Source organism: Paenibacillus rhizoplanae, from assembly GCF_042684125.1.
GTDB classification, from domain to species: domain Bacteria; phylum Bacillota; class Bacilli; order Paenibacillales; family Paenibacillaceae; genus Paenibacillus_AQ; species Paenibacillus_AQ rhizoplanae.
The window spans coordinates 13,687-35,309 of record NZ_JBHUKY010000019.1 but is presented as its reverse complement, the minus strand read 5'-3'; the positions used below and the strand labels follow the sequence as shown (position 1 = coordinate 35,309).

21 protein-coding genes and 1 tRNA gene are annotated in these 21,623 nt (G+C 50.0%); 2 read left to right on the top strand and 20 right to left on the bottom strand.

Translation table 11 applies throughout. From position 1 onward, the window contains the following. Window positions 1-48 precede the first annotated feature (48 nt). From opp4A to rpsF, 6 genes are all read right to left on the bottom strand, one after another. Window positions 49-1,770 (bottom strand): oligopeptide ABC transporter substrate-binding protein, encoded by a 1,722-nt coding sequence (opp4A, locus tag ACFSX3_RS07815; protein WP_209987374.1) that lies wholly within the window; start codon window positions 1,768-1,770, stop codon window positions 49-51. 230 nt (window positions 1,771-2,000) lie between these two features. Next, window positions 2,001-3,974: an endonuclease MutS2 gene (locus ACFSX3_RS07810; RefSeq protein WP_209987377.1), complete on the bottom strand. Its 1,974-nt coding sequence runs from the start codon at window positions 3,972-3,974 to the stop codon at window positions 2,001-2,003. A 700-nt stretch (window positions 3,975-4,674) separates the two neighbouring features. Further along, the gene (gene ltrA, locus ACFSX3_RS07805) at window positions 4,675-5,841 is read right to left on the bottom strand and encodes a group II intron reverse transcriptase/maturase (protein ID WP_209987379.1); all 1,167 of its coding nucleotides are present in this window, start codon (window positions 5,839-5,841) and stop codon (window positions 4,675-4,677) included. Window positions 5,842-6,764: 923 nt separating this feature from the next. Next, the gene (rpsR, locus tag ACFSX3_RS07800) at window positions 6,765-7,037 is read right to left on the bottom strand and encodes a 30S ribosomal protein S18 (protein WP_036699837.1); all 273 of its coding nucleotides are present in this window, start codon (window positions 7,035-7,037) and stop codon (window positions 6,765-6,767) included. 21 nt (window positions 7,038-7,058) lie between these two features. Continuing rightward, window positions 7,059-7,574, bottom strand: a complete 516-nt coding sequence (gene ssb, locus ACFSX3_RS07795) for a single-stranded DNA-binding protein (protein WP_173134671.1) — start codon at window positions 7,572-7,574, stop codon at window positions 7,059-7,061. Between the two features lie 49 nt (window positions 7,575-7,623). Then, window positions 7,624-7,908 carry a 30S ribosomal protein S6 gene (gene rpsF, locus ACFSX3_RS07790; RefSeq protein ID WP_036699842.1) on the bottom strand — a complete coding sequence of 95 codons (285 nt, stop codon included), beginning with the start codon at window positions 7,906-7,908 and terminating at the stop codon, window positions 7,624-7,626. A 247-nt stretch (window positions 7,909-8,155) separates the two neighbouring features. On the opposite strand from rpsF, the gene ACFSX3_RS07785 reads away from it, so the two are divergent. Further along, window positions 8,156-8,353: a YjzC family protein gene (locus ACFSX3_RS07785; RefSeq protein WP_209987382.1), complete on the top strand. Its 198-nt coding sequence runs from the start codon at window positions 8,156-8,158 to the stop codon at window positions 8,351-8,353. Between the two features lie 335 nt (window positions 8,354-8,688). On the opposite strand, the gene ACFSX3_RS07780 is transcribed toward ACFSX3_RS07785, so the two are convergent. The 4 genes from ACFSX3_RS07780 to ACFSX3_RS07765 form a co-directional block, all read right to left on the bottom strand. Then, window positions 8,689-8,779 (bottom strand) — tRNA-Ser (locus tag ACFSX3_RS07780). Window positions 8,780-8,855: 76 nt separating this feature from the next. Continuing rightward, window positions 8,856-9,068, bottom strand: a complete 213-nt coding sequence (locus tag ACFSX3_RS07775; protein WP_209987549.1) for a DUF951 domain-containing protein — start codon at window positions 9,066-9,068, stop codon at window positions 8,856-8,858. Next, window positions 9,068-10,102 (bottom strand): mechanosensitive ion channel family protein, encoded by a 1,035-nt coding sequence (locus tag ACFSX3_RS07770; RefSeq protein WP_209987385.1) that lies wholly within the window; start codon window positions 10,100-10,102, stop codon window positions 9,068-9,070. Before ACFSX3_RS07770 ends, ACFSX3_RS07775 begins: the two co-directional genes overlap by 1 nt. Further along, entirely contained in the window at window positions 10,099-10,371 is a 273-nt protein-coding gene (locus ACFSX3_RS07765) for a DUF3343 domain-containing protein (protein WP_209987388.1), read from the bottom strand. The genes ACFSX3_RS07770 and ACFSX3_RS07765 overlap by 4 nt, the downstream gene beginning before the upstream one ends. A 197-nt stretch (window positions 10,372-10,568) precedes the next feature. On the opposite strand from ACFSX3_RS07765, the gene yyaC reads away from it, so the two are divergent. Then, entirely contained in the window at window positions 10,569-11,177 is a 609-nt protein-coding gene (gene yyaC, locus ACFSX3_RS07760) for a spore protease YyaC (protein ID WP_209987552.1), read from the top strand. On the opposite strand, the gene ACFSX3_RS07755 is transcribed toward yyaC, so the two are convergent. The 10 genes from ACFSX3_RS07755 to ACFSX3_RS07710 form a co-directional block, all read right to left on the bottom strand. After that, window positions 11,149-11,649, bottom strand: coding sequence for a DUF4446 family protein (locus tag ACFSX3_RS07755; protein ID WP_209987391.1), 501 nt, complete (start codon window positions 11,647-11,649; stop codon window positions 11,149-11,151). The two genes, yyaC and ACFSX3_RS07755, sit on opposite strands and share 29 nt — an antisense overlap. 86 nt (window positions 11,650-11,735) lie before the next feature. Beyond that, on the bottom strand, window positions 11,736-12,899 hold the full coding sequence (locus tag ACFSX3_RS07750) for an aminotransferase class V-fold PLP-dependent enzyme (protein ID WP_209987393.1): 1,164 nt from the start codon (window positions 12,897-12,899) through the stop codon (window positions 11,736-11,738). 92 nt (window positions 12,900-12,991) lie between these two features. Continuing rightward, window positions 12,992-13,834 (bottom strand): ParB/RepB/Spo0J family partition protein, encoded by an 843-nt coding sequence (locus ACFSX3_RS07745; RefSeq protein ID WP_209987395.1) that lies wholly within the window; start codon window positions 13,832-13,834, stop codon window positions 12,992-12,994. Then, window positions 13,827-14,588 (bottom strand): ParA family protein, encoded by a 762-nt coding sequence (locus ACFSX3_RS07740; protein WP_209987398.1) that lies wholly within the window; start codon window positions 14,586-14,588, stop codon window positions 13,827-13,829. The genes ACFSX3_RS07745 and ACFSX3_RS07740 overlap by 8 nt, the downstream gene beginning before the upstream one ends. 166 nt (window positions 14,589-14,754) lie before the next feature. Next, a complete protein-coding gene (gene noc, locus ACFSX3_RS07735; RefSeq protein ID WP_209987401.1) occupies window positions 14,755-15,570 on the bottom strand; it encodes a nucleoid occlusion protein in 816 nt (271 codons plus the stop codon). 296 nt (window positions 15,571-15,866) lie between these two features. Continuing rightward, on the bottom strand, window positions 15,867-16,589 hold the full coding sequence (gene rsmG, locus ACFSX3_RS07730; RefSeq protein ID WP_209987404.1) for a 16S rRNA (guanine(527)-N(7))-methyltransferase RsmG: 723 nt from the start codon (window positions 16,587-16,589) through the stop codon (window positions 15,867-15,869). A gap of 3 nt (window positions 16,590-16,592) precedes the next feature. Next, window positions 16,593-18,479, bottom strand: a complete 1,887-nt coding sequence (gene mnmG / locus ACFSX3_RS07725) for a tRNA uridine-5-carboxymethylaminomethyl(34) synthesis enzyme MnmG (RefSeq protein WP_209987409.1) — start codon at window positions 18,477-18,479, stop codon at window positions 16,593-16,595. Window positions 18,480-18,494: 15 nt separating this feature from the next. Next, a complete protein-coding gene (gene mnmE, locus ACFSX3_RS07720) occupies window positions 18,495-19,871 on the bottom strand; it encodes a tRNA uridine-5-carboxymethylaminomethyl(34) synthesis GTPase MnmE (protein ID WP_209987412.1) in 1,377 nt (458 codons plus the stop codon). A gap of 79 nt (window positions 19,872-19,950) precedes the next feature. Continuing rightward, the gene (gene jag, locus ACFSX3_RS07715) at window positions 19,951-20,685 is read right to left on the bottom strand and encodes an RNA-binding cell elongation regulator Jag/EloR (protein WP_209987415.1); all 735 of its coding nucleotides are present in this window, start codon (window positions 20,683-20,685) and stop codon (window positions 19,951-19,953) included. Next, window positions 20,682-21,620: a YidC/Oxa1 family membrane protein insertase gene (locus tag ACFSX3_RS07710; protein ID WP_209987418.1), complete on the bottom strand. Its 939-nt coding sequence runs from the start codon at window positions 21,618-21,620 to the stop codon at window positions 20,682-20,684. The genes jag and ACFSX3_RS07710 overlap by 4 nt, the downstream gene beginning before the upstream one ends. Between the last annotated feature and the right edge of the window lie 3 nt (window positions 21,621-21,623).

The window sequence follows — 21,623 nt, the reverse complement described above, 5'->3', positions numbered from 1 at the left end:
CAGTCTGTACAGCCGCTCTACGCAGCAGATCAGACCATCTTCCCTAGCCTATTCAGTATCCTTAATCCACCAGCTCTGCGGATCGATGATATTGCTTAAGGTGTTCATCGTTATCCCATGCAGCCGCTTATTCACCGCAGTAATATTCGACCGTTCTGCGAAAAAGATCATCGGAACCTCATCATTGATCAGCTTCTGCCATTCATAATAGATCTCTTTGCGGAAGTCCCTGTCATAGGCCTTCAGGCTGACTCCGTCCCGGATCAGGTCCTCACTGCGCTTCGAGGTCCACCGGGGATAATTCCATGAATCGGTAGCGCGCCATAAGCCCGAAGGATCAGGGTCACTGGCCAGTCCCCATACGCCGTTGAACAGCTCCACTGCCGGATCGTCTGACTCCACCGCTTCATAGAAGGCATTCAGCTCCTTCAGGCTTCCTCCGCTAAGCCGCACATCCAGCCCCACATCACGCCAATTCTGGAGAATGGCTGCCGTGCGCGCCTCGGCCGTTTTACTGCCGCTCATCGCATCATAATGAATAACGAACTTTTTGCCGCCGGGATCTTCGCGGAGTCCGTCCCCGTCCTTATCCCGATATCCGGCCTCATCCAGCAGCTGCTCAGCCTTCTCTGGAAGATAGGGATAGGTGTCAATCTCCTCGTCCGCTATCTTGGCCCAGCTGGAGCTAGGGACGGGCGTCTCAATAAGCGTCCCCAGGCCATAGGAATATTGATCAATGATCCCTTGCCGGTCAAGCGCATAATACATCGCCTTACGCAGATGTTTATTCTGGAACTTGGGATTATCCATTACCACCTGGCCGCTGGCCTCATCCCAGTGTCCAAACTTAAAGCCGATATATTCAAACGACAGTCCAGGTGTGACCATAATCTGAACATTGTCCAGTTGGCCTGCGGCCTCATAGGCATCACGCGGCAAAGTGGCCATATCCAGAGTTCCTGCTTCAAGCAGAGCGGTGATATCTTTGTTGTCAATCGCTTTGTACGTAATCCCGTCCAGAAGCGCCTCGCCCTTGTAATAATTATCGAACCGTTTCATTTCCACCGTCTGGCCCGGCACAATGCCGGTTACCATGAACGGACCGGTACCAATCGGCCGCTTGCGCACCTGATCGCTGTCCATCATGTCCTTGACTGCCACTCCCTCGAAGTATCGCTTGTTCATCGGGTAGGCCCACAGATTATCAATCACGTTCACCCGTGCTGAATTCATTGTAATGCGCAGCGTATAAGGGTCCATCACCTTAAGCCCCGTAATTTCCTTCGCCTGGCCCTGGTGATATGCTTCAGCGCCCTTAATCATCTCAACACTATAGTATCTGGAACCCGTATACTCCGGGCTGGCGATAGTCTCCAGGGCAAATTTCCAATCCTCTACAGTCAGCTCATCCCCGTTATGCCAGCGTACCCCCGGCTTAATGGTGAATGTGAACACCGTATGATCCTCAGACTCCTGCCAGCTGGCGATATTAGGAGCCGTAGACAAATCATCCTTCACGGTAAACATGCCCTCAGTGGTGAACTCAAGCACATTGGCATCATCTTCCCCTTCGAAAAAGGCTGGTTCAAAGATACCTTGAAAAGTGGACGGGTAACCAAAGGTCACAGTTCCGCCTGTAATGGGTTCATCGGCTGTTTGGCTAAGGCGCGCCACAACATTCTTGACGGCCGGGCTTGGCCCATTGCATGCCGACAATGCCACCAAGAGCGCAAGCGGTAGCATCAGTCTGCCGATGAGTCGGTTTGACATATATTTCTTCCCTCCCGGGTTGGACCACACAGTAATGTAAGCGGTTTCTACACTAGATTTTACTGTAATGCCTATTATGCAGATTGTGGACAATTCATTATTCCACATTATAGAGAATATACAATATTCACTGTAAAGTGAAGTCTTTAATTTATTTTGGGTCAGCCAAGAACCCTTCCTTTATTGAAAAAAGCCTGCCCTGACGGGCAGACTCCAGGTACAGCAGTGTCTTATTTTTCCTCCCCGGGATGGATGATGCTCAGGCCCTCCACATGCTTTTTCCGCATCAGTTTACGCTTCTTCCGGGTCTCCTTGCTCTCAAAAATAATATCAAAATCATAATCCTCCGGGTACAGCTCCTCCTTGGACAGATAAGGCTTCAGCCGCTTATGGTTAATGCTCAGCTTCTGCTGCTGAATCATCACTCCGACCCTCCCCCGGCTGTCCTTCCTCTCATAGACAATTCCCGTGCGCCCCAGCGAGCTGACATAGACGGCATCCCCTACCTCAAATTCAGGTTTCCGAACATTCTCCTCCTGTACTGCATCCTTTCCATTTCCATGTCCATGCTCTCCAGTAGCTGTGCTGTCCGCTCTTGGGGGTATTCCAGCTTCCGCAGCTTTAGCCCTCTGTGCAGCTCTGATAGCGTCCTTCCAAGGGCTGTGGCCGCCTCTGTGCCCTTGCTGCTCTGTAACGAGCTGTTTCGCCCGCTCAATGACGGAATGGACAATACCCAGCTTCTCGGCGATCTGTAGCGCATAGCTCTCGCCCGCCTCGCCAATCGTCAGCTGATACAGCGGCTGCAGAGTATTCTTATCGAACTCCATGCGCGCATTCTCGAAGCCTGACGTCGCGGCCGCGAAGGCCTTCAGCTCATTGAAGTGGGTCGTTACCACGATATTGGCCCCCTTCCGGTTCAGCTCCTCCAGAATCGCGATGGACAGCGCGAACCCTTCACCGGGGTCTGTGCCCGCTGCCAGCTCATCAATTAGCAGCAGCACGCCTCTGCCGGCATCATAGAGCATTCCTTCAATACTCTTCATCTGTGCCGAGAAGGTACTCAGGGACTGTGTCAGGCTCTGTCCATCTCCGATTACGCTCATTACATTGGTGAAGACGGGAAAGTCGCTGCCGGGATCAACCGGTACCAGCAGGCCGGACTGTGCCATTAATACGAGCAGCCCCAAGGTTTTGAGCACAACCGTCTTGCCGCCTGTATTCGGCCCGGTTACGATCAGTGATTTATACCCCTGGCCCAGCTCCAGACTGACCGGCACCATCTCCTTCAGCAGCGGGTGCCGGCCGCCGTTCATCCTCAGATAACCGCGTTCGTTCAGAGCGACTGGCCCCGCATCCATTACCCGGGCGTATTTCCCTTTGGCAAAAATAAAGTCATAACTGCCCGTTACCTCAATATTAAGCCGAATAGCGGCCTGCTCCTGCTCTAACAGCCCTGTCAGCATACTCAGGATTATTCCTTCCTCACGGGCCTCGTCGGCAGCTAGCAACCCGATCTCTCCCTGTAATGAGGCTACCTCATCCGGTTCGACGAATACCGTCTGCCCACTGGTGGACTGGTCCAGCACCGAGCCCTTGATTTGCTTATGATACTCCCGTTTCACCGGGATGACATAACGGCCGCCGCGCATACTGACCAGACTATCCTGCAAAATGGATTTGTGGCGGTTCATGATGCCCTCCAGCTTCCGGTGCAGGCGCTCCTTGGCGGCAGCCAACCGTTTGCGAACCCGTTCCAGCCCTTTGCTGGCCTGGTCATCAATAACCCCCAGCCGGATACAACGTTCGATCTCATCCCGGACCCCGTTCAACTCCTGTAGTGATGCCCCGTAAGCGGCGATGCGCGGCGCAATCTGCTCCTTGGCGGCCATGTACTTCCTCAGCTGTCCGCAGCTGTTCAGAAACTGTGAGACTGCTGTGAAATCCTGCTCATTATACATGTATCCGGTACCGAGCAGCGACAGCACCCATTCGATACCCTCCAGCGAGGGAATCGGCACACTGGCCCCGCGCTCCAGCAGCTCCTTCGCTTCCTGCGTCTCCTCGAGCGCCCGGTGTATGGCCGGCAGGTAGATCATCGGCTCTAGCTCGCTGACATACCTTCTTCCTTCATAAGATACCGCATGACGCATCAATTCCTGCCTAATCGTCTCATATTCCAGTGTGTGCAGACTTTGTAGATTCAATCTGAATTCCTCCTTGTATACAAGTATGTTTCTTATCCCAATCCACTGCGCATAACGCAAAAAGAGGGCAAAGAACCGCCACCACGGCAGTCTTCGCCCTCTTTTTGCTGCTACTTATCCTCTTTGGCTTCAGAGTCCCGCCCCTTTTAGGAAGACCCCTGAAAACAGAAAAAACCGTGCTGCAAAGAGCACGGTTAATCACAAAGAGAACAATAGCCGGATAAAGAGGCCATCATGACGCTTCGCGTGTGTTCTTAACTAAATCATTCATTCCAGCAGCCCGCGGTCTATTCAGTCAGAGACGTCACCAGGACAGACTCTAACAAGACATGCCCCTGGCACAATCAGAGCATGGGGCGGCTAAGAGCCGGAACGATATGAAATTGCTTAGTTAAGAACGCTCACCAACATCAAAATTTCCCCTTTAGTTATAGGATACCTGTAATTTACTACATCTGGAATCTGTTTGTCAATTGAGAGTGAAGCAGTTCATCACCTTTTGGTCACCAGTTAAAACCACAAAATAACCCCACAAAGTGGGGCTTTAGCTTCGATGATGACTCAGGTACTTTGCGGGGACCCCAAAACATATAAATTCTTAGCATGCGGATTTCCCGCACACGGCTTTCCTTCGTCAGTTCCCCATCTTCAGGAGTGAGTTTCCTTCATCCGTCGCCGGATTGCCTATTTCACTCCTGAATTAGGAACGTGTGGTGAGTAAACTCGTTAGAAATACCATTCCCGCTGATTCCAATACCTTGTTTGGAATCAGCCGGTTTGACACCGTAGACTTCTTTTGACGTATAAAGGCTCGCACCCTCATTCGCATCCATTGATCTAGACGTTCAAACTTCTTCTTCACATTTCCTATCCCGAAATAATTGCCAAAGCCTCGGATGATTTCGTTTAGTTTCCCCAGCATACTCTCCAGATTATTTCCTTGTTGCCTACGGGTCGCGTTTCGGATTTTATCCTTATATTTCTTCACTTTCGCGTCCGGCAAGGTCACATAATCCCTCTTCAAGTCGAAACCCAGAAAACGAAATCCTTCATCAAAATCCACAACCTTTGTTTTCTCCGGATGCATCCGTAGACGCAGGTCTTCTTCCAGTATCTTCTTTGCCGCCAGATATGCCGTCTTTGCCTGCTCCTTGGTCTTGCATAGGATCACCGCATCGTCCGCATACCTTACTACAGCAAAACCCTGCTCCTTCATTCCCCAGTCAAACGTATTCAGATAGATGTTCGCCAAGAGCGGCGAGATCACTCCGCCCTGAGGAGACCCGATTTCTGTTTCATGGAACTGATCATCTTCCATGATTCCCGCCGTTAGCCATCCGCGAATGAGCGTCAGCACTTTTCCGTCGGTGATTCTCTCTCGCACCTTCTCCATGAGTCCTTCGTGTGGAATTTCATCGAAGAAAGATACAATATCCAGGTCTACCACATGTTCATATCCGTTTCGTTTGGCTCTCCGAATAGTCCGTATGGCTTGATGCGTCGAGTATCCTGCCCGAAAACCAAAGCTATAATAGTAAAAATCCTCTTCGAAGATAGGCTCAATGATTTGACGGACGGCTTGCTGACAGATTCGATCCCGGACCGTGGGAATGCCTAGCGGTCTTAATTTCCCATTTTCCTTCTCGATATAACGTCTGCGCACCGGATCGGGTACGTAACGACCCTGCTGCAATAACCTCTGGAGTTCCCTTAGGTTTATGTGCAGATTCTTTTCGTACATTTCAATGCTGACGCCGTCCACACCGCCACTTCCTTGATTCTTCTTCACCGATAGCCACGCTTCGTGCAGATTGTTCATTTGGTATACCTTATCGATTAAGGAGTAGTAACGTCTTTTCGGTTTCATTGGTGTTTCACCACCTTTACCGTTACTCACCAAGCTGGTCTTGTTTTCGCTACAGAGCATCGATTCCTTGCTCGTTCCATCCCGGCAACTACGTGTTAGAAAAAAAAACCTCAATCGCTCCTGCTGCCTTTGGATGTACTCAGGTCGCCAGTTCGCCTCATCCCCAAGCGTTCTTTCGCTCTCGGCGGGACGTACCCTCTCGGTCAAACCCTCGCTGGTTTAAGACGTTTACGATCTCCACTCACGAACACTCACAAGCTTTGACGAAGCACGTTCCCTTCGCCTCTGTCTCTCCTCTTTTGGAGTGAGAGCAGGGTATGCGACACCACTTTTTTTTTTCCCTGGCTACTTGCCCTAAAAAAAAAAAAATTGGGCACATACTCGTCCAGGTTTTCCCCTCCAGTCTGTTACCAGCTTTCATTGGCCTGGACTTCCTCACTACTACGGAACGATCCGCCATCTCGCAGCCCTTCGATTTGGCTTTCCCTTTCGGTTATACCGCCCCTACCTTATCCGCGTTTGCACCAAGGAGACTACGAGACTTCCCTCAGTCATCTGCATCTTCTGTTCCATCCATCCTGACCCTAATCACGTCGATGAGTCCTACAGGTCATCTCCCTTTGTTTGTTTTCCTGTAGAATATACACTTGTGTATAAGTTTCCCCGTTTTCTAGGCGGGTCGCCCAGCATCGCCGCCACCTCTGGTTCACTGCATTCCGGGCTGGACTTTGCCTGCAGGCCCTTCGGATTCTTCCTCACGGAAGACACCCTGCCCATCCGTCTACCTTCGGTTGACGGATGTCTGCTTCGGCTACGGCACTTTAAAGGGTAAAGTTACCGGGTGGATTTAAACCACCTAGATGATGCGACTGTAAGGCGCACTAAAAAAAGCAGCCGGCTAAGCCGGCTGCTTCATAAAACGTCTATTCTGTTGTGTAAGGCAGCAGCGCGATTTGACGCGAGCGCTTTACAGCAATAGTCAGAGCGCGTTGGTATTTTGCACTAGTACCCGTTACACGACGCGGCAAAATCTTTCCGCGTTCGCTGATGAACTTCTTAAGAAGCTCAGTGTCTTTATAATCAATGTGAGTAATCTTGTTCACAGTGAAATAGCACACTTTTTTACGCTTGTTGCGTCCACCACGACGTGCCGGTCTTTTGTCGTTGTCCGCACCTTCTCTTGGTTTGAAAGCCATGTTCAGTTCAGTCCTTCCTTATTAAAATGGCAAATCATCGTCCGATATATCGATCGGTTTTCCATCGCCCGAAAAAGGATCTTGGGTATTGTTGTTACGCGAGAAATTATTGTTATTTCCATTTCCGCGAGCACTGTTCCCACCGTTACCGCCGCCACCTAAGGCTGGCTCTTCAGGCATACTTCCACCACTTGATGCATTTCCGCCTTCACGGCTCTGCGCGGATTCCAGGAAACGGACATTATCGGCAATAACTTCAGTAACGTATACACGTTTGCCTTCGTTATTCTCGTAATTCCGTACTTGGATGCGTCCTTCTACGGCTGCCAGTCTTCCTTTGCGCAAGTAATTGGCACAGGTCTCAGCCAGCTGTCTCCAGGTTACTACCGGGATAAAGTCCGCTTCACGTTCACCATTCTGGCCCGTAAAGTTACGGTCTACGGCAAGCGTAAACTGTGTTACGGCAACACCAGCAGGAGTATAACGAAGTTCCGGGTCACGGGTCAACCGACCGATCAGAATGATACGGTTCAACAATTAGGTCCCCTCCTTAATAGCGCGATTCGTTACAAAGCTTGTCAATATCTTAGGCAACGTCGTTCGTAATGAGATAACGAATTACTTCGTCAGAAATCTTCATGATACGCTCAAGTTCAGTAACTACTGCAGGTTCTGCACTGAAGTTAACCAAAACAAAAACGCCATCACGATGTTTCTTGATCTCATACGCAAGACGGCGTTTACCTTGTACGTCGTGCTTTGTAATTTCTCCGCCGTTGGAGATGATGCCTTGGAATTTTTCGACTGCTGCTTGAACGGCTTCTTGTTCAATGTCAGGACGAATAATGTACATGACTTCATATTTGCGCATAATTTTCACCTCCTTATGGTCTGAGGCCCCTAATCAGGTCAGGAGCAAGGAACGAGCACAAACATAGACTCGCACCAAATCAATATACCAAATCGGGCAGAGGATTGCAAGTTTTATTAATACGTTCCAGATGCTGGACCCAAGAAAAAACTGTTGCCGGATTCCGTAAGAACCCCAGAGTAATCTCTGCTAGCCAGGGCAACAATATAACGGCTTCATCATTCTATAACAGGAGGGGTATCCACCAATGGGCGAACAAACGGAATACGAAAAGGGCGACAAAGCCCCCAACCCGGGCATTTACACCGAAGTAGGCGAAGCACGGAGCTTCCACACCGAGATTCAGAATCCGAAGCAGATCACGATGGAGAAAGGCGACACCTTCCCTGAAACCACCAACCAGAACCGCAAGTGGAAAAAAGTCGAGAAGGCCCGCGTCCATTAATTTGGTGCAGCCAGGTATAAAACCCTGCAGGCGGCACATACTAGACCCAGGCAGTACAAAAGAGAGGTGTGGTTCCGTTGAACGTCGCAGACGAACACGATCACAGGGATTCTGAATTCAGCAGCTATCGTAGCACGGGTTCCAATACCCAATCACAGTAGTGGCTATAGACAGAGACTTCCGAACATCATTGCTGTACTGCCTCTGGAAGAGAGACCTGAGAAGGTCTCTCTTTTTGCATGCCTGTATCTGGACTGCGCACCGAAGTATGCAGACACAAAAAAGTCCCCGTATCAAAACGTAGGACTCAAAGTTTAAGTATATAATTGCTGAAGTGGCGGAGAGGGTGGGATTCGAACCCACGCACGCTGTGACACGCCTAACTGATTTCGAGTCAGCCCCCTTGGGCCTCTTGGGTACCTCTCCGCAGCAAGAGTTATCATATCATGCCAAACTCACAATTGCAAGTTTAATTTACTTACGCTTCGCTTCCTGCACCAGCTTAATTATTCTCCGCTCCGCTTTCCGCTGACTGCAGCACCTTCTTCAGATTCTTCTCGAATTTGGCGCGGGGAATGAGGACGCTATGCTGACAGCCGGTGCACTTAATCCGGATATCCATCCCCATACGGATAATCTCCATCTCGTTCGTCCCGCAGGGATGCTGCTTCTTCATCTGTACAATATCACCCAGCCCGAATACCTTGCGTTCCATCATTCTTCCCCCTTCTCTCCCTCTTGCGCGGCAGCCATCTGTCGTCTTGGGCTTGCCTCATGCTCCTCACGGGCTCTGCGGGCTTCCTCTGCGCGTTCCTGCTCACGAATCACCTCAGCCTCTCTTGCCTCTCTCTCCGCCTGCTCAAGCGCCTCCTGCTCGGCCTTAGCGGCCTCCAGGGCACTCTGCTTCTCCAGAGCCTGCTTGATATCATTCTGAATCTGCCGCTCGGCAGCATCCCTGGCATTAGGCAAGCAATTCGCCGCTACGCGGATGACATACTCCGAGGTGCTCATCGACTGGATTCCCAGAATATTCGGGTAGGCAATGACACTGGAGCTCCGCTCCTCAATGCCCTGAAGCGCCTCGCCGATCAGTGCAAGGGTAGCTTCCAGCCCGCGCTCTATTTTGACCGGAACATCGACTACTGCCAGTGCATTCGCCAGTGAATAATTCGTGACATTAACAATCGTGCCGTTAGGGATGATGTGTATCTCGCCCGTAGCACTTAGCAGCCTTGTCGTTCTCAGGCCAATCATCTCGACCGTTCCCTTATACGTTCCGCTCTGGATAACATCCCCGACTGCAAACTGATCCTCAAAAATAATAAAGAAGCCCGTAATCACATCTTTGACCAAACTTTGTGCGCCGAACCCTATAGCCAGCCCGACTACACCTGCACCGGCGAGCAGCGGCTTTAGATCGAAGTTGAACTCCGACAGAATCAGCAGAATCATGGTGAAGTTACAGAAGAAGGTAACCACATTTTTCATCAGTCCGCCTACTGTAGAGAAGCGCCGGTTATTGACTAACGCCCTCCCCCTCGTCTCCCGCTCAAGAGACCGGTCAATCACATTGGAGACCACTTTGACAATCACCCGGGTCAGAATGAAAATCAGCAGAATCCGTATCCCGGCAAACAGCACAGTGGCCCACATATCCGCATTGCTTAGCCAGTCCCATACCCTATCCTTGAATCGTACAGCTTCCTTGAGGGCTTCTCCGCCTGTTGTCTCGAGTAGCCAGTTATTCATCGAACCCCTCCTTCTTCCCCTACCTCTATATACCCGTCTCCCTGAGCAGCTTTGGCATAGATCCCGCGGATCTCTATACTTTGCTCTGCCACAATGACCCGCACCTGTTCCAGCGCACTCCGGCAGAATTGGATCGACATCGCACAGCCGGCAGTGATCTCCTTGGGCGTAGGGAAGATATCGATTTCAATCTCTGCATATTCAAGCAGCATTTCGGCGCGCAGCGCCTGCTGGGTCGAATCAAAGGCTATCAGCAGTTCTTCCTCCACACTTCACGTCTCCCCTGGGCTATTGGTCCTATCTATTGCCGCCATAGTATAAAAAACCACTTCCATCCATATACTAGGATCATCAAAACACTCTCCCGCGGACTTAAGCCTTGGTAATCAGCAGCCTTTCAGCCAGACCGCTTATTCAGCTGATTTCCCCCGTGATTCGCAGTCGCCGCCTCAGAAAGGACGATTATATGAATTTCTCTTCCAAAGCTCCACCACTTCAAGAACCATCCTGTTTAAAAATATCACATGCTGATCCCAATATCTATTCTGCCATTACCCACCGTCTGCTGTTCCACTTTTCGCGCACCCGCCCGGATACGCCTATTGTTATTATCTGCGTGGGGACGGACCGCTCTACCGGTGACTCCCTCGGCCCCTTAGTCGGCACGACACTGGCCCGCTTTCGCAGCCCGCTGTTCCATCTCTATGGAACGTTGGAGGAGCCGGTACATGCCATTAACCTGGAAGAGACCCTCACCCTTGTGTATCAAAAACATGCTAACCCGTTCATCATTGCCATTGATGCCTGCCTCGGCCAATCCACCAGCGTCGGCTGCATCCAGGTCGTTGAAGGTCCGCTGCGTCCCGGCGCAGGGGTCAACAAACAGCTTCCTCCAGTTGGTGATATCCATTTGACTGGCATCGTTAATGTGGGAGGATTCATGGAGTATTTCGTATTGCAGAACACCAGATTAAGCCTGGTAATGCGCTTGTCAGATATTATTTCATCCAGCCTCTACTCTGCCCTGAAGCAATGGAACCTGCATTCTAGATCTGCTGCAACGCGAGAGCAATGACCTCTTTTTCCTCCGGAGATAGAGGATACGGGGACTCTCCCTTTTCAAGCGGTTTAGCATAGATATATGAGTTCTCGCGGTTGTGCAGACTGCTCAGCACAATTCCGCTATGGTTGTCATCCAGAATGGCAAGCGAGAAGCTCAGATCATTGCCGCGTTCTCCAAAGGCATTATAGCGTTTCATCGCCACCTTAGACTTCATGCCGCGCATTTTGGTTTGTGCAGCTTCAAGCAGCGCCTTTTGCTCCTGCTGGGCCTCCTCCAGCATATCCCCCTGATTCTTCAGGTTGACCAGCAGATTCTCCAGATCCTCTATTCCATTTCCGCTCATCATGGCTTCATATCTGCTCCGCATTCTGCGAAGTTTGGTACCCTGGACAATCAGCATAATAGCCAGCAGTAAGATTACCCCGGCAAAGCCCATGATGAACACCGCTAATTGCTCGCTTAACAATTCATTTAATTCCGACATATTGAATCATCCTTTATATAAAGATAAGAATCCCCTCGCTGCAACGACACCGACCTGTACAATCCACCTGAATCCTTATCCATTTGTTATCTTGAACGGGATACGCCGAACATATCGTCCATGGCTGACAGTAGCCTCTGAACATCCTCTTCCGTGGAACTCACTCCCACACTTGCCCGCACTGCTCCGCTATCCAGCGTATCCGCAGATTGGTGGGCTAACGGTGTGCAATGCATCCCTGCACGTACGGCAATCTGGTATTCGCGGTCCAGCCGGTGGGCAATATGCGCCGACTCCTGTCCCTCTACGACAAAAGCCACAATTCCGCTGCGCGGAGCGCCCGGCGCCGGACCCAGAATCCGCATGCCCGGAATAGCAGCCAACCCTTCCATCAATAACTGTGTCAGCTTCCATTCCTGCCTATGAATCTGTTCTACTCCCAGAGCCTTAACCGCCTTCACACCAGCCAGCAGTCCGGCTATTCCGACGGCATTCTGTGTTCCTGCCTCATAACGATCCGGACGTACATTTGGCTGCTCAATATTCTCTGACTGACTGCCTGTTCCCCCATGCATTAGAGGCTCCAGATCCAGCTCAGGAGAGATATACAGCCCACCGGTCCCTTGTGGACCGAGCAGCCCTTTATGCCCTGGAAATGCCAGCAGATCAATATTCATGGCCGCCACATCAATATTAAGCGCCCCTGCACTCTGAGCAGCATCAACCAGGAATACAGCCCCATGCGATTTCACAACATCACCGATATCCCCAATCGGCAGAATACTCCCCAGCAGATTGGAGCTATGATTGCAGATCACCATCCGGGTGTTAGGACGCAGAGATCGCTGAAGCTCCTGAAGATTGATTTGGCCCTCACGGTCCGCCTGTATATAATCGACTTCAATCCCGATCATCCGGCGCAAATACTCCAAGGGTCTGCGCACTGAGTTATGTTCTGTCATCGTTGACACGACATGGTCCCCAGGTTGAAGTGTGCCCTTAATAGCCATATTTAGCCCCATAGTTGTGTTATGAGTAAAAGCAATATCCTGGGCATTCGCTATACCAAATAGCTCTGCCAGCTGCATCCGCGCCCGGACCAACACCCGCCCTGTCCCGATAGCGAGTGAGTGATTGCCCCGCCCGGCATTGGCTCCTGCCTGCTCTAAGGCCTCTACCATGGCTACCGCCACCTCTGGCGGCTTCGGCCATGAAGTAGCTGCATGATCGAGATAGACCAACCGTTCCATCTTCCATCCTCCTTTTTTCGATTTAAAAAACATATCCCTCCATATCCGTATTAAGGATATCTCAGGATATGTTTTCGGTACAAATATCCACATCAGTCCCCTAGCAGTTCCAGCAATCTCTCCAGGTCTTGGGCACTGTAATAGTTTAATTCGATTTTCCCTTTTTCCTTACCTTGTTTGATTTTGACTGTTGTCTTGAACCGTTCCCGCAATACTTCCTCAACATTATCAATATAAGGATCGCGCTTAACGACCTTGGCCTTGATCCCGTTAGCAGGTTTGCGGTCAATATTCTTCACTACCTCTTCCAGTTCTCTAACACTCCACTGAAGCTCTACACATTGTGCAGCCAGTTGTTTGATCATCTCCGGATCTTTCAGGGCAACAATTGCACGGGCATGTCCCATCGAAATTGTTCCACGTGAAACATAATCTTTCACTTCTTCCGGCAAGCTAAGCAGCCGCAAAAAGTTAGCGATATGCGATCTGGACTTTCCGACTTTAAGTGAAAGCTCTTCCTGGGTCAGCGAGAATTGATCCATCAATCCTTGATAGGCAACCGCTATTTCCATAGCGTTAAGATTCTCACGTTGCAGGTTCTCGATCAGGGCAATCTCCATTACCTGCTGATCACTTAGGCTACGTACCACTGCAGGAATTGTAGCTTTACCGCAATACTGCGAGGCCCGGAATCTCCGCTCCCCGGCAATAATCTCATATCCTTTTAACACACTACGCACAATGATCGGCTGGATAACTCCGTGCTGTCTTATGGATTCTGCAAGCTCCTGGATTGCCTCTTCATTGAAGTCCTTGCGCGGCTGATAGGGATTGGCTCTCAGCTGCGTCAACGGGATCTCTACTACCTTGTCGTCTTCATTGATAGAGAGAGAAGGTATTAATGCATCCAAGCCTTTCCCCAATCGCTTACTCATAAGAGATCACTTCCTTTGCCAACTCTAAATATACTTCCGCTCCCTTGGAACGGGAATCGTAGGTAATAATCGACTGTCCATGTGAAGGAGCTTCACTGAGGCGCACATTCCGCGGAATAATCGTTCTGTATACCTTTTCCTGGAAATATTTTTTCACCTCTTCAATGACCTGAATTCCTAGATTCGTCCGGGCATCCAGCATAGTCAGCAATACTCCCTCTATTTTGAGATGAGGGTTAAGATTCTTCTGCACCAGCCTGACAGTATTGAGCAGCTGGCTTAGCCCTTCAAGCGCATAATATTCGCATTGTATAGGGATGATCACTGAATCTGCAGCCGTTAGAGAGTTAATGGTAAGAATCCCTAATGATGGAGGGCAATCTATGATAATGTAATCATAATTTGCCTTCACTGCATTCAGTGCCTTTTTCAGCTTCAGTTCTCTCGATATGGTTGAGACCAGTTCGATCTCTGCCCCTGCCAGTTGAATCGTTGCCGGAATAATATGCAGGCCCTCAATCCGGGTCTCCTGTATCGTTTCCTGGGGATTCACTTCATTAATAAGAATATCATAGATGCAATTCTCTACATCCGCTTTGTTGACGCCAACGCCGCTCGTAGTGTTGCCTTGCGGATCAATATCAACAAGCAGCACTCTCTTCCCCAGAGTAGCCATGCTGGCACCCAGGTTTACAGAGGTTGTTGTTTTACCGACCCCGCCTTTTTGATTTGCTATGGCAATAATCTTGGACACTTATTTCACCTCGAATTGTTTAGAAAGAATCATCTCGTAGTTCTTAGCTGTTAACGGCATAATAATCTGGATTTACGGCATCACGTTTGCGGAGATGTAGACGTTCGGAGCTAGTCATAGAAAAGGCGGCCAACACCTCAGGGCCGCCTTCAGCTTTTGTAACCATTTATCGTTTTGGAATTTGGATAACAATTTCATAATGATCGCCGCGATCATTCTCGGAGGTTTTAATCTCCATTCCTGAACCGGTCACCATATCTATAGATTGGCGAATTGTATTAAGAGCGAGACGAACATCTTTGGTATAGGAGGTTCGTTTTGATTTTTTAGTCTGGCTTACAGCCTTATAAAAGGCAATACGTGCTTCTGTTTGTTTTACATTCAATTCCTTTGAAATAATCTCAGCCAGCACCTTATGCTGCATCTCCTCAGTGTCCAGCGACAAGAGCGAGCGTGCATGGCGCTCCGTAATTTTTCTTTCCATTAATGCCGTCTTGACCTGTTCGGGCAAATTCAGCAAGCGGATTTTGTTGGCAATGGTAGATTGGCTTTTGCCAAGCCGCTGAGCCAGACTTTCCTGGGTCAATTGATGCAAGTCAATCAGCTTCTGATACGCAATTGCCTCTTCAATAGAAGTTAAGCCCTCACGCTGCAGGTTCTCTATCAATGCGATGGAAGCAGCCTGTGAATCATTGAATTCGCGCACAAGCGCCGGAATGGTCTCCATGCCCAGCTTTTTAACCGCCCGCCAGCGTCTTTCGCCTGCAATAATCTCATACTTGGAATCACGCATACGCACAACGATCGGCTGGATCACTCCATGAGTTTTGATAGTCTGACATAACTCATCTATCTTCTCATCATCGAAAATGGTCCGTGGCTGATACGGACTGCTGATGACCTCATGAACCGGGATTTGTTTGATCTCTTCTCCGCTGCTCCGCTCGGTAAATCCAAAAAGCTTGGTGAATTGTTCTTTCATTCCGTTCATAACCACCTAATTTCGTTATAGTACGATCTCTAAACCTTTCATGCGAAAAGCTTATCGTACAGCGTAAGACGGCCGAGCAATAATTCTAATCCTATCTATTAAAAGACTTACTATATTATTCTATCACTTTTCTGCTAATAATCCTATTCTCCATACTGACCTATTTTTCCTGCAATACAGCTTGAAATGAGGTAGCTTTCCTTAAAAATAAAAAGATCAAGCTCACTTTTGCATGAGCTTGATCCAGTAGAACAGAAGACAGTCAATTGTTGTTTCACGTGAAACAATTAGATGAGTGGCGACTTGGCAGGTACGCCGGGATTCCGTGGATACTTGGACGGTGTTGCCCCCGTCTTACGTACAAGAATAATGTGGCGGGAAGATTCTTCCACCGGAAGAGTAAAGGATTCTACCTTGTGCAGCTCAGCACGCAGTTCCTTGAAGCTGCGCTTGGCCTCTTCCAGTTCCTCCGTCGGATCGCTCCCTTTCATAGCAGCGAAGATTCCATCCTTGCGGGTGAATGGCAGACAGAATTCATTCAGCAGCGATAAGCGGGCCACTGCACGGGCAGTGACCATATCATAAGCATCGCGGTGGACAAACTGTCTGGCGACATCCTCTGCCCGGCCGTGGATAAGCTGTACATTCGTTAAGCCTAGGCGATCACAGACATGCTGCAAGAAGGTGATCCGTTTGCTAAGTGAATCCACAATCGTCAGCTTAAGCTGAGGGAAGCATATTTTCAGGGGAATTCCAGGGAACCCCGCTCCCGAGCCGATATCAGCAAGACTCTTCGTCTCCTGCATATTCACATAGAAGGCTAAGGATAAAGAATCATAGAAGTGCTTGGTATAGACCTGGCCCCGCTCTGTGATCCCTGTTAGATTCATCTTCTCATTCCAGGAGACCAGCTCCTGGTAATAGAGTTCAAATTGTTCAAGCTGCTTCATTGAGAGTTCAACCCCTCGCTCCTTGAGCAGGGCGGTGAACTCGGCTACTGTTGTATCCATAGATTATCCTTTCGCCGCTGTTACACGGTTATAGTGCTCCAGATGAACCAGCAGAATTGAGATATCTGCCGGTGTAACTCCTCCGATGCGGGAAGCCTGGCCTATCGAGATTGGAGCAATTTTGGTCAGCTTTTGCCGGGCCTCCATTGCCAGTCCATGAATCTCATTATAATTGATGTCGTCAGGAATCTTCTTCTTCTCCATCTTCTGCAGCTTCTCCACATGTTGGAGCTGTTTCTCAATATAGCCGGCATACTTAATCTGAATCTCTACCTGCTCCTTCATCTCTTCATCCAGTTCTTCTGGAGAAGGAGAGATCAGATCCACGAAGCTGTAGGCTAACTCAGGGCGGCGCATTAAGGTAAGCAGATTACTTCCGTCCACAATTGGTGCAGATCCATAACCGGCTAGAGCTTCATTCACCTGAACCGGTTTGACCTTCGTCTCCTGCAAACGGATAATCTCACGGTCTACCCGACCTTTTTTATCAAGGAAGGCTTCATAGCGCTGCTCTGGTATCAGTCCAATGTCATAGCCGATTGGCGTCAAGCGGAGATCCGCATTATCATGACGGAGCAGCAGCCGGTATTCCGCACGGGAAGTCAGCAGACGATAAGGCTCATTCGTTCCCTTGGTAACGAGATCATCGATCAGAACGCCAATATAGCCCTGCGAACGGTCCAGTACCACCGGTTCCTTCTCCTGCACTTTACGCGCTGCATTGATGCCTGCAATAATCCCCTGCCCTGCCGCTTCCTCATAACCGGAGGTGCCGTTGATTTGTCCCGCAGTGAATAGTCCCGGCAGACGTTTGGTTTCCAGAGACGGCCAGAGCTGCGTAGGCACCATGGCATCATATTCAATGGCATAGCCGTTGCGCATCATCTCTACTTTCTCCATACCGGGAATAGACCGCAGGACCGCCAGCTGAACATCCTCAGGAAGGCTTGTAGACAGACCTTGTACATAGTATTCCGATGTGTTTTTACCTTCCGGCTCCAGGAAGATCTGATGCTGTGATTTATCACTGAACCGGACAACCTTATCTTCAATCGAAGGACAATAACGCGGACCTGTTCCTTCAATAATACCGGTGAACATCGGCGCCCGGTGCAGATTATCATTAATGATCTGATGGGTAACCGGAGAGGTGTAGGTCAGCCAGCACGGCAATTGCTCATTATCCGAGGATTTGGTTTCAAAAGAGAAGAATTTCAACTTCTCATCGCCCGGCTGGATTTCCGTCTTGGAGAAATCAATCGTATCCTTGTGGACACGCGGCGGTGTTCCTGTCTTGAAGCGGACCAAATCGAACCCCAGTTCGCGTAGATTCTCGGACAGCCGTATAGACGGCTGCTGATTATTCGGCCCGCTCTCATACGTCAGCTCACCCATAATCACTTTACCGCGCAGATAAGTTCCCGTGGTCAGAATAACGGTTTTACTGTGATACACCGTCCCGGTCTTCGTCACCACTCCGGCGCAGCGTCCTTCTTCAACTATCAGCTCCTCCACCATCCCCTGGCGCAGGGTCAGGTTAGGGGTCTTCTCCATCGTTTCTTTCATTGCGTGCTGATAGAGGAACTTGTCGGCTTGTGCACGCAAAGCGTGAACAGCAGGCCCCTTGCCTGTATTAAGCATTCGCAGCTGAATGAAGGTCTTATCTATATTGCGGCCCATTTCTCCGCCCAGTGCATCGATTTCACGCACCACATGGCCCTTGGCGGGTCCGCCAATCGATGGATTACAGGGCATGAAGGCCACCATATCCAGGTTAATCGTGATCATCAGTGTGCGGCTGCCCATCCGTGCAGCAGCCAGAGCCGCTTCGCAGCCGGCATGTCCGGCGCCGATGACGATAACATCATAGCTGCCTCCATCATAATTCATAACGGTTCCTCCTTATTATTTGCCCAAGCAGAATTGCGAGAAGATCTGGTCCAGCAGCGAATCAGCCGCCGTATCTCCAATAATCTCCCCAAGCTGCTCCCAGGCCAGTCGTACATCAATCTGTATCATATCTATAGGAATCAGCATCTCCGCTGCTTCATAGGCATCCTGCAGTGATCTATGCGCCTTCTTAAGCAAGGCTATATGCCTTACATTGCTTACATAGGTCAGATCGCCCGATTCCAGCTTGCCTCCGAAGAACAGTGCGGAGATCGCCTCTTCCAGTGTGTCGAGTCCTTCCTCTTCCAGCACAGACATTGGTACAATACTCGCTTCATCGAAAAAGGAGCGCAGCTTTCCCGTGTCCAGACGGGGCGGTAAGTCCATTTTATTCATGATGACCAGCGCTTGTCTACCGTGGATTTGTTCCATAAGCGCCAGTTCATCCTCATGAAGCTCCTCATTAGCATTTAGTACCAGCAGAATCAGATCCGCATCGCTGAATGCCGCCTTTGAGCGCTCCACACCGATTCTCTCCACCACATCCATCGTCTCACGGATACCGGCAGTATCCAGCAGCTTCAGCGGGATATTATTAATCGTTACATACTCTTCTATCACATCACGCGTTGTTCCCGGAATGTCGGTAACAATCGCCTTGTTGTCGCGGGCAAGCGCGTTCAGCAGTGAAGACTTCCCTACATTGGGCCGGCCCACAATAGCTGTCGTAATCCCTTCGCGCAGAATCTTTCCTTCATTGGCGGTCCGAAGCAGCTTATCTATGCCTTGCATAACCTCTTGACTCTTATCTTTGATGAAATCGGCAGTTAAAGATTCTACATCATGTTCCGGGTAATCAATGTTCACTTCAATATGGGCCAGTGTCTCAATAAGGGTGTGCCGAAGCTCATGAATACGTGTGGATAACGAGCCGCTAACCTGCTTGAGCGCAACAGAGAAGGCCCGGTCCGACTTGGAACGTATCAGATCAATCACGGCCTCCGCCTGCGACAGATCAATCCGCCCGCCCAAAAAAGCACGTTTCGTGAACTCTCCCGGCTCCGCTAATCTGATATCCTGCTGCAGCAGCAGATCCATTACTCTTCTTACAGAGATTACGCCGCCATGGGCGCTGATCTCTACCACATCCTCTGTTGTAAAAGAACGCGGTCCCTTCATGACCGTTACCAGAACCTCCTCCAGCTGCTCCCCATCCAGCGGACTTACGATATGTCCATAATGCACCGTATGAGAGTCAGCTTCCGTAAGGGGGATACGGCTTTTGAACAAGGGAGCTACTTGGGGGATGGCCTGCGGTCCGCTAACCCGGATGATGGCAATACCGCCCTCACCCAAGGCTGTCGATACGGCAGCAATAGTGTCACTAAGCATGTTGTAATTCACCTCTGGGTATGGTATTAAAAAACAATGACTCCTCGCATAGGTCAAGGAGTCATTGCGGCATATAGTTCTATTTCAAAGTGATAACGACGCGGCGATTCGGTTCTTCACCCTTGCTAAGGGTGTTCACCTGCCGGTGATCCTGTAGTCTGGAATGGATGATCTTGCGTTCCTGCGGAGACATGGGCTCAAGCACCACCTCTTTGCGGGTCCTCACCACACGCCCGGCCAGACGGTCGGCCAGCTCCTCCAGCGTCTTCTTGCGGCGTTCCCGGAAGTTCTCCGCATCCAGCACCAGCCGGATGAAGCTGTCGGAATACCGGTTGGCAACAATATTAGCCAAATACTGCAAAGCATCGAGAGTTTGTCCTCTTCTGCCAATCAGCAGCCCAAGCTCCGGACCGGAAATTTGCAGAACAGTTGATTCCTTGGCATGAACGATTTCAACTTCCACCTCGAGCCCCATGCTCTTGGCGACATCTACAATGAAATGAACGGCCTGACCGTATGCTTCTTCCACCGGGTGTCCGGAATCCTGGCGCGGCACACCGCTGATCGCCTCTGTATTGCTCTCTCTTGTTGTCTGCTGAGACAGTAGCGGAGCACTCGCCGCTGATGCCGGTGCGGCTTCAGGGATCAAGGTCAATTCTACCTTTGCTCCCTTCGCACCGATCAATCCAAGGAATCCTTTTGACGGCTGTTCAAGTACGTTGACCGTTACCCGGTCCTTGTGAACTCCAAGCTGATTAAGTCCCCGTTCTACAGCTTCTTCAATGGTTTTCCCTGTCGCGACGACTTTGCTCATTTTGACTTTTTGACCCCCTTCTTCCCATTGCTTCCGTTTCCTTTAGCAGTAGGAGTTACATCTTTGCGGGCGTTAGAATTGCTGTTCTTGCTCTTCGTCAGGTTTACATCCTTGGCCTTGCTGTTGCCTGCATTGGCCGTGGCATTGGCAGCAACAAGTGCGGCTTTGTGCTTATCATTGTTGCGGTACAAGAAGTAGTTCTGGACAATGGTGTAAATATTGCTGTATACCCAGTACAGAGGCAGAGCAGCCGGGAAATTGTAGGACATGATGAAGATCAGAACCGGATAGACCATCATCATGAACTGCATTGGACCCTGCTGTTGGACCGGATTCATCTTGGTCATCATGCGGGTCTGAATGAAGGTGGTTGCAGCAGCAAGAACCGGCAGGATGAACAAGTGATCGGGTTTGCCGAGCTGCAGCCACAGGAAGTCATGTAATCTAAGATCTGGGTTGTAGTAAATCGAGTTGTATAGGGCGATGAAGATCGGCATTTGCACAATCAGCGGCAGACAGCCTGCCATAGGATTGACCTTGTTCTCCTGGAACAGGCGCATCGTTTCCTGCTGTACCTTTTCGGGCTCATCTTTATATTTTTTCTTAATCTTCTCAAGTTCCGGCTGGATGGCCTGCATGGCACGCGAACTCTTTACCTGCTTAATCGTAAGTGGAAGAATCAGCGTACGGACAATGATAACCATTACAAGAACGGCTAGACCATATTGGCCATTGAACCATTTCGCGAAAGTATCCAGGGCAATGGCGAAATAATACACTACATTACTCTGCCAGAAGCCTCCATTTTTCAAATCCTCCGTAGTGTGCGTCACTGTCGTCGCAGACGGAGAGCATCCCGACAGAACAGCGATCATTAGAACCATTAACCCGAGGAGAAGAAACATTTTTCCTCGCTTAGTCTTCATTAGAGACACTTC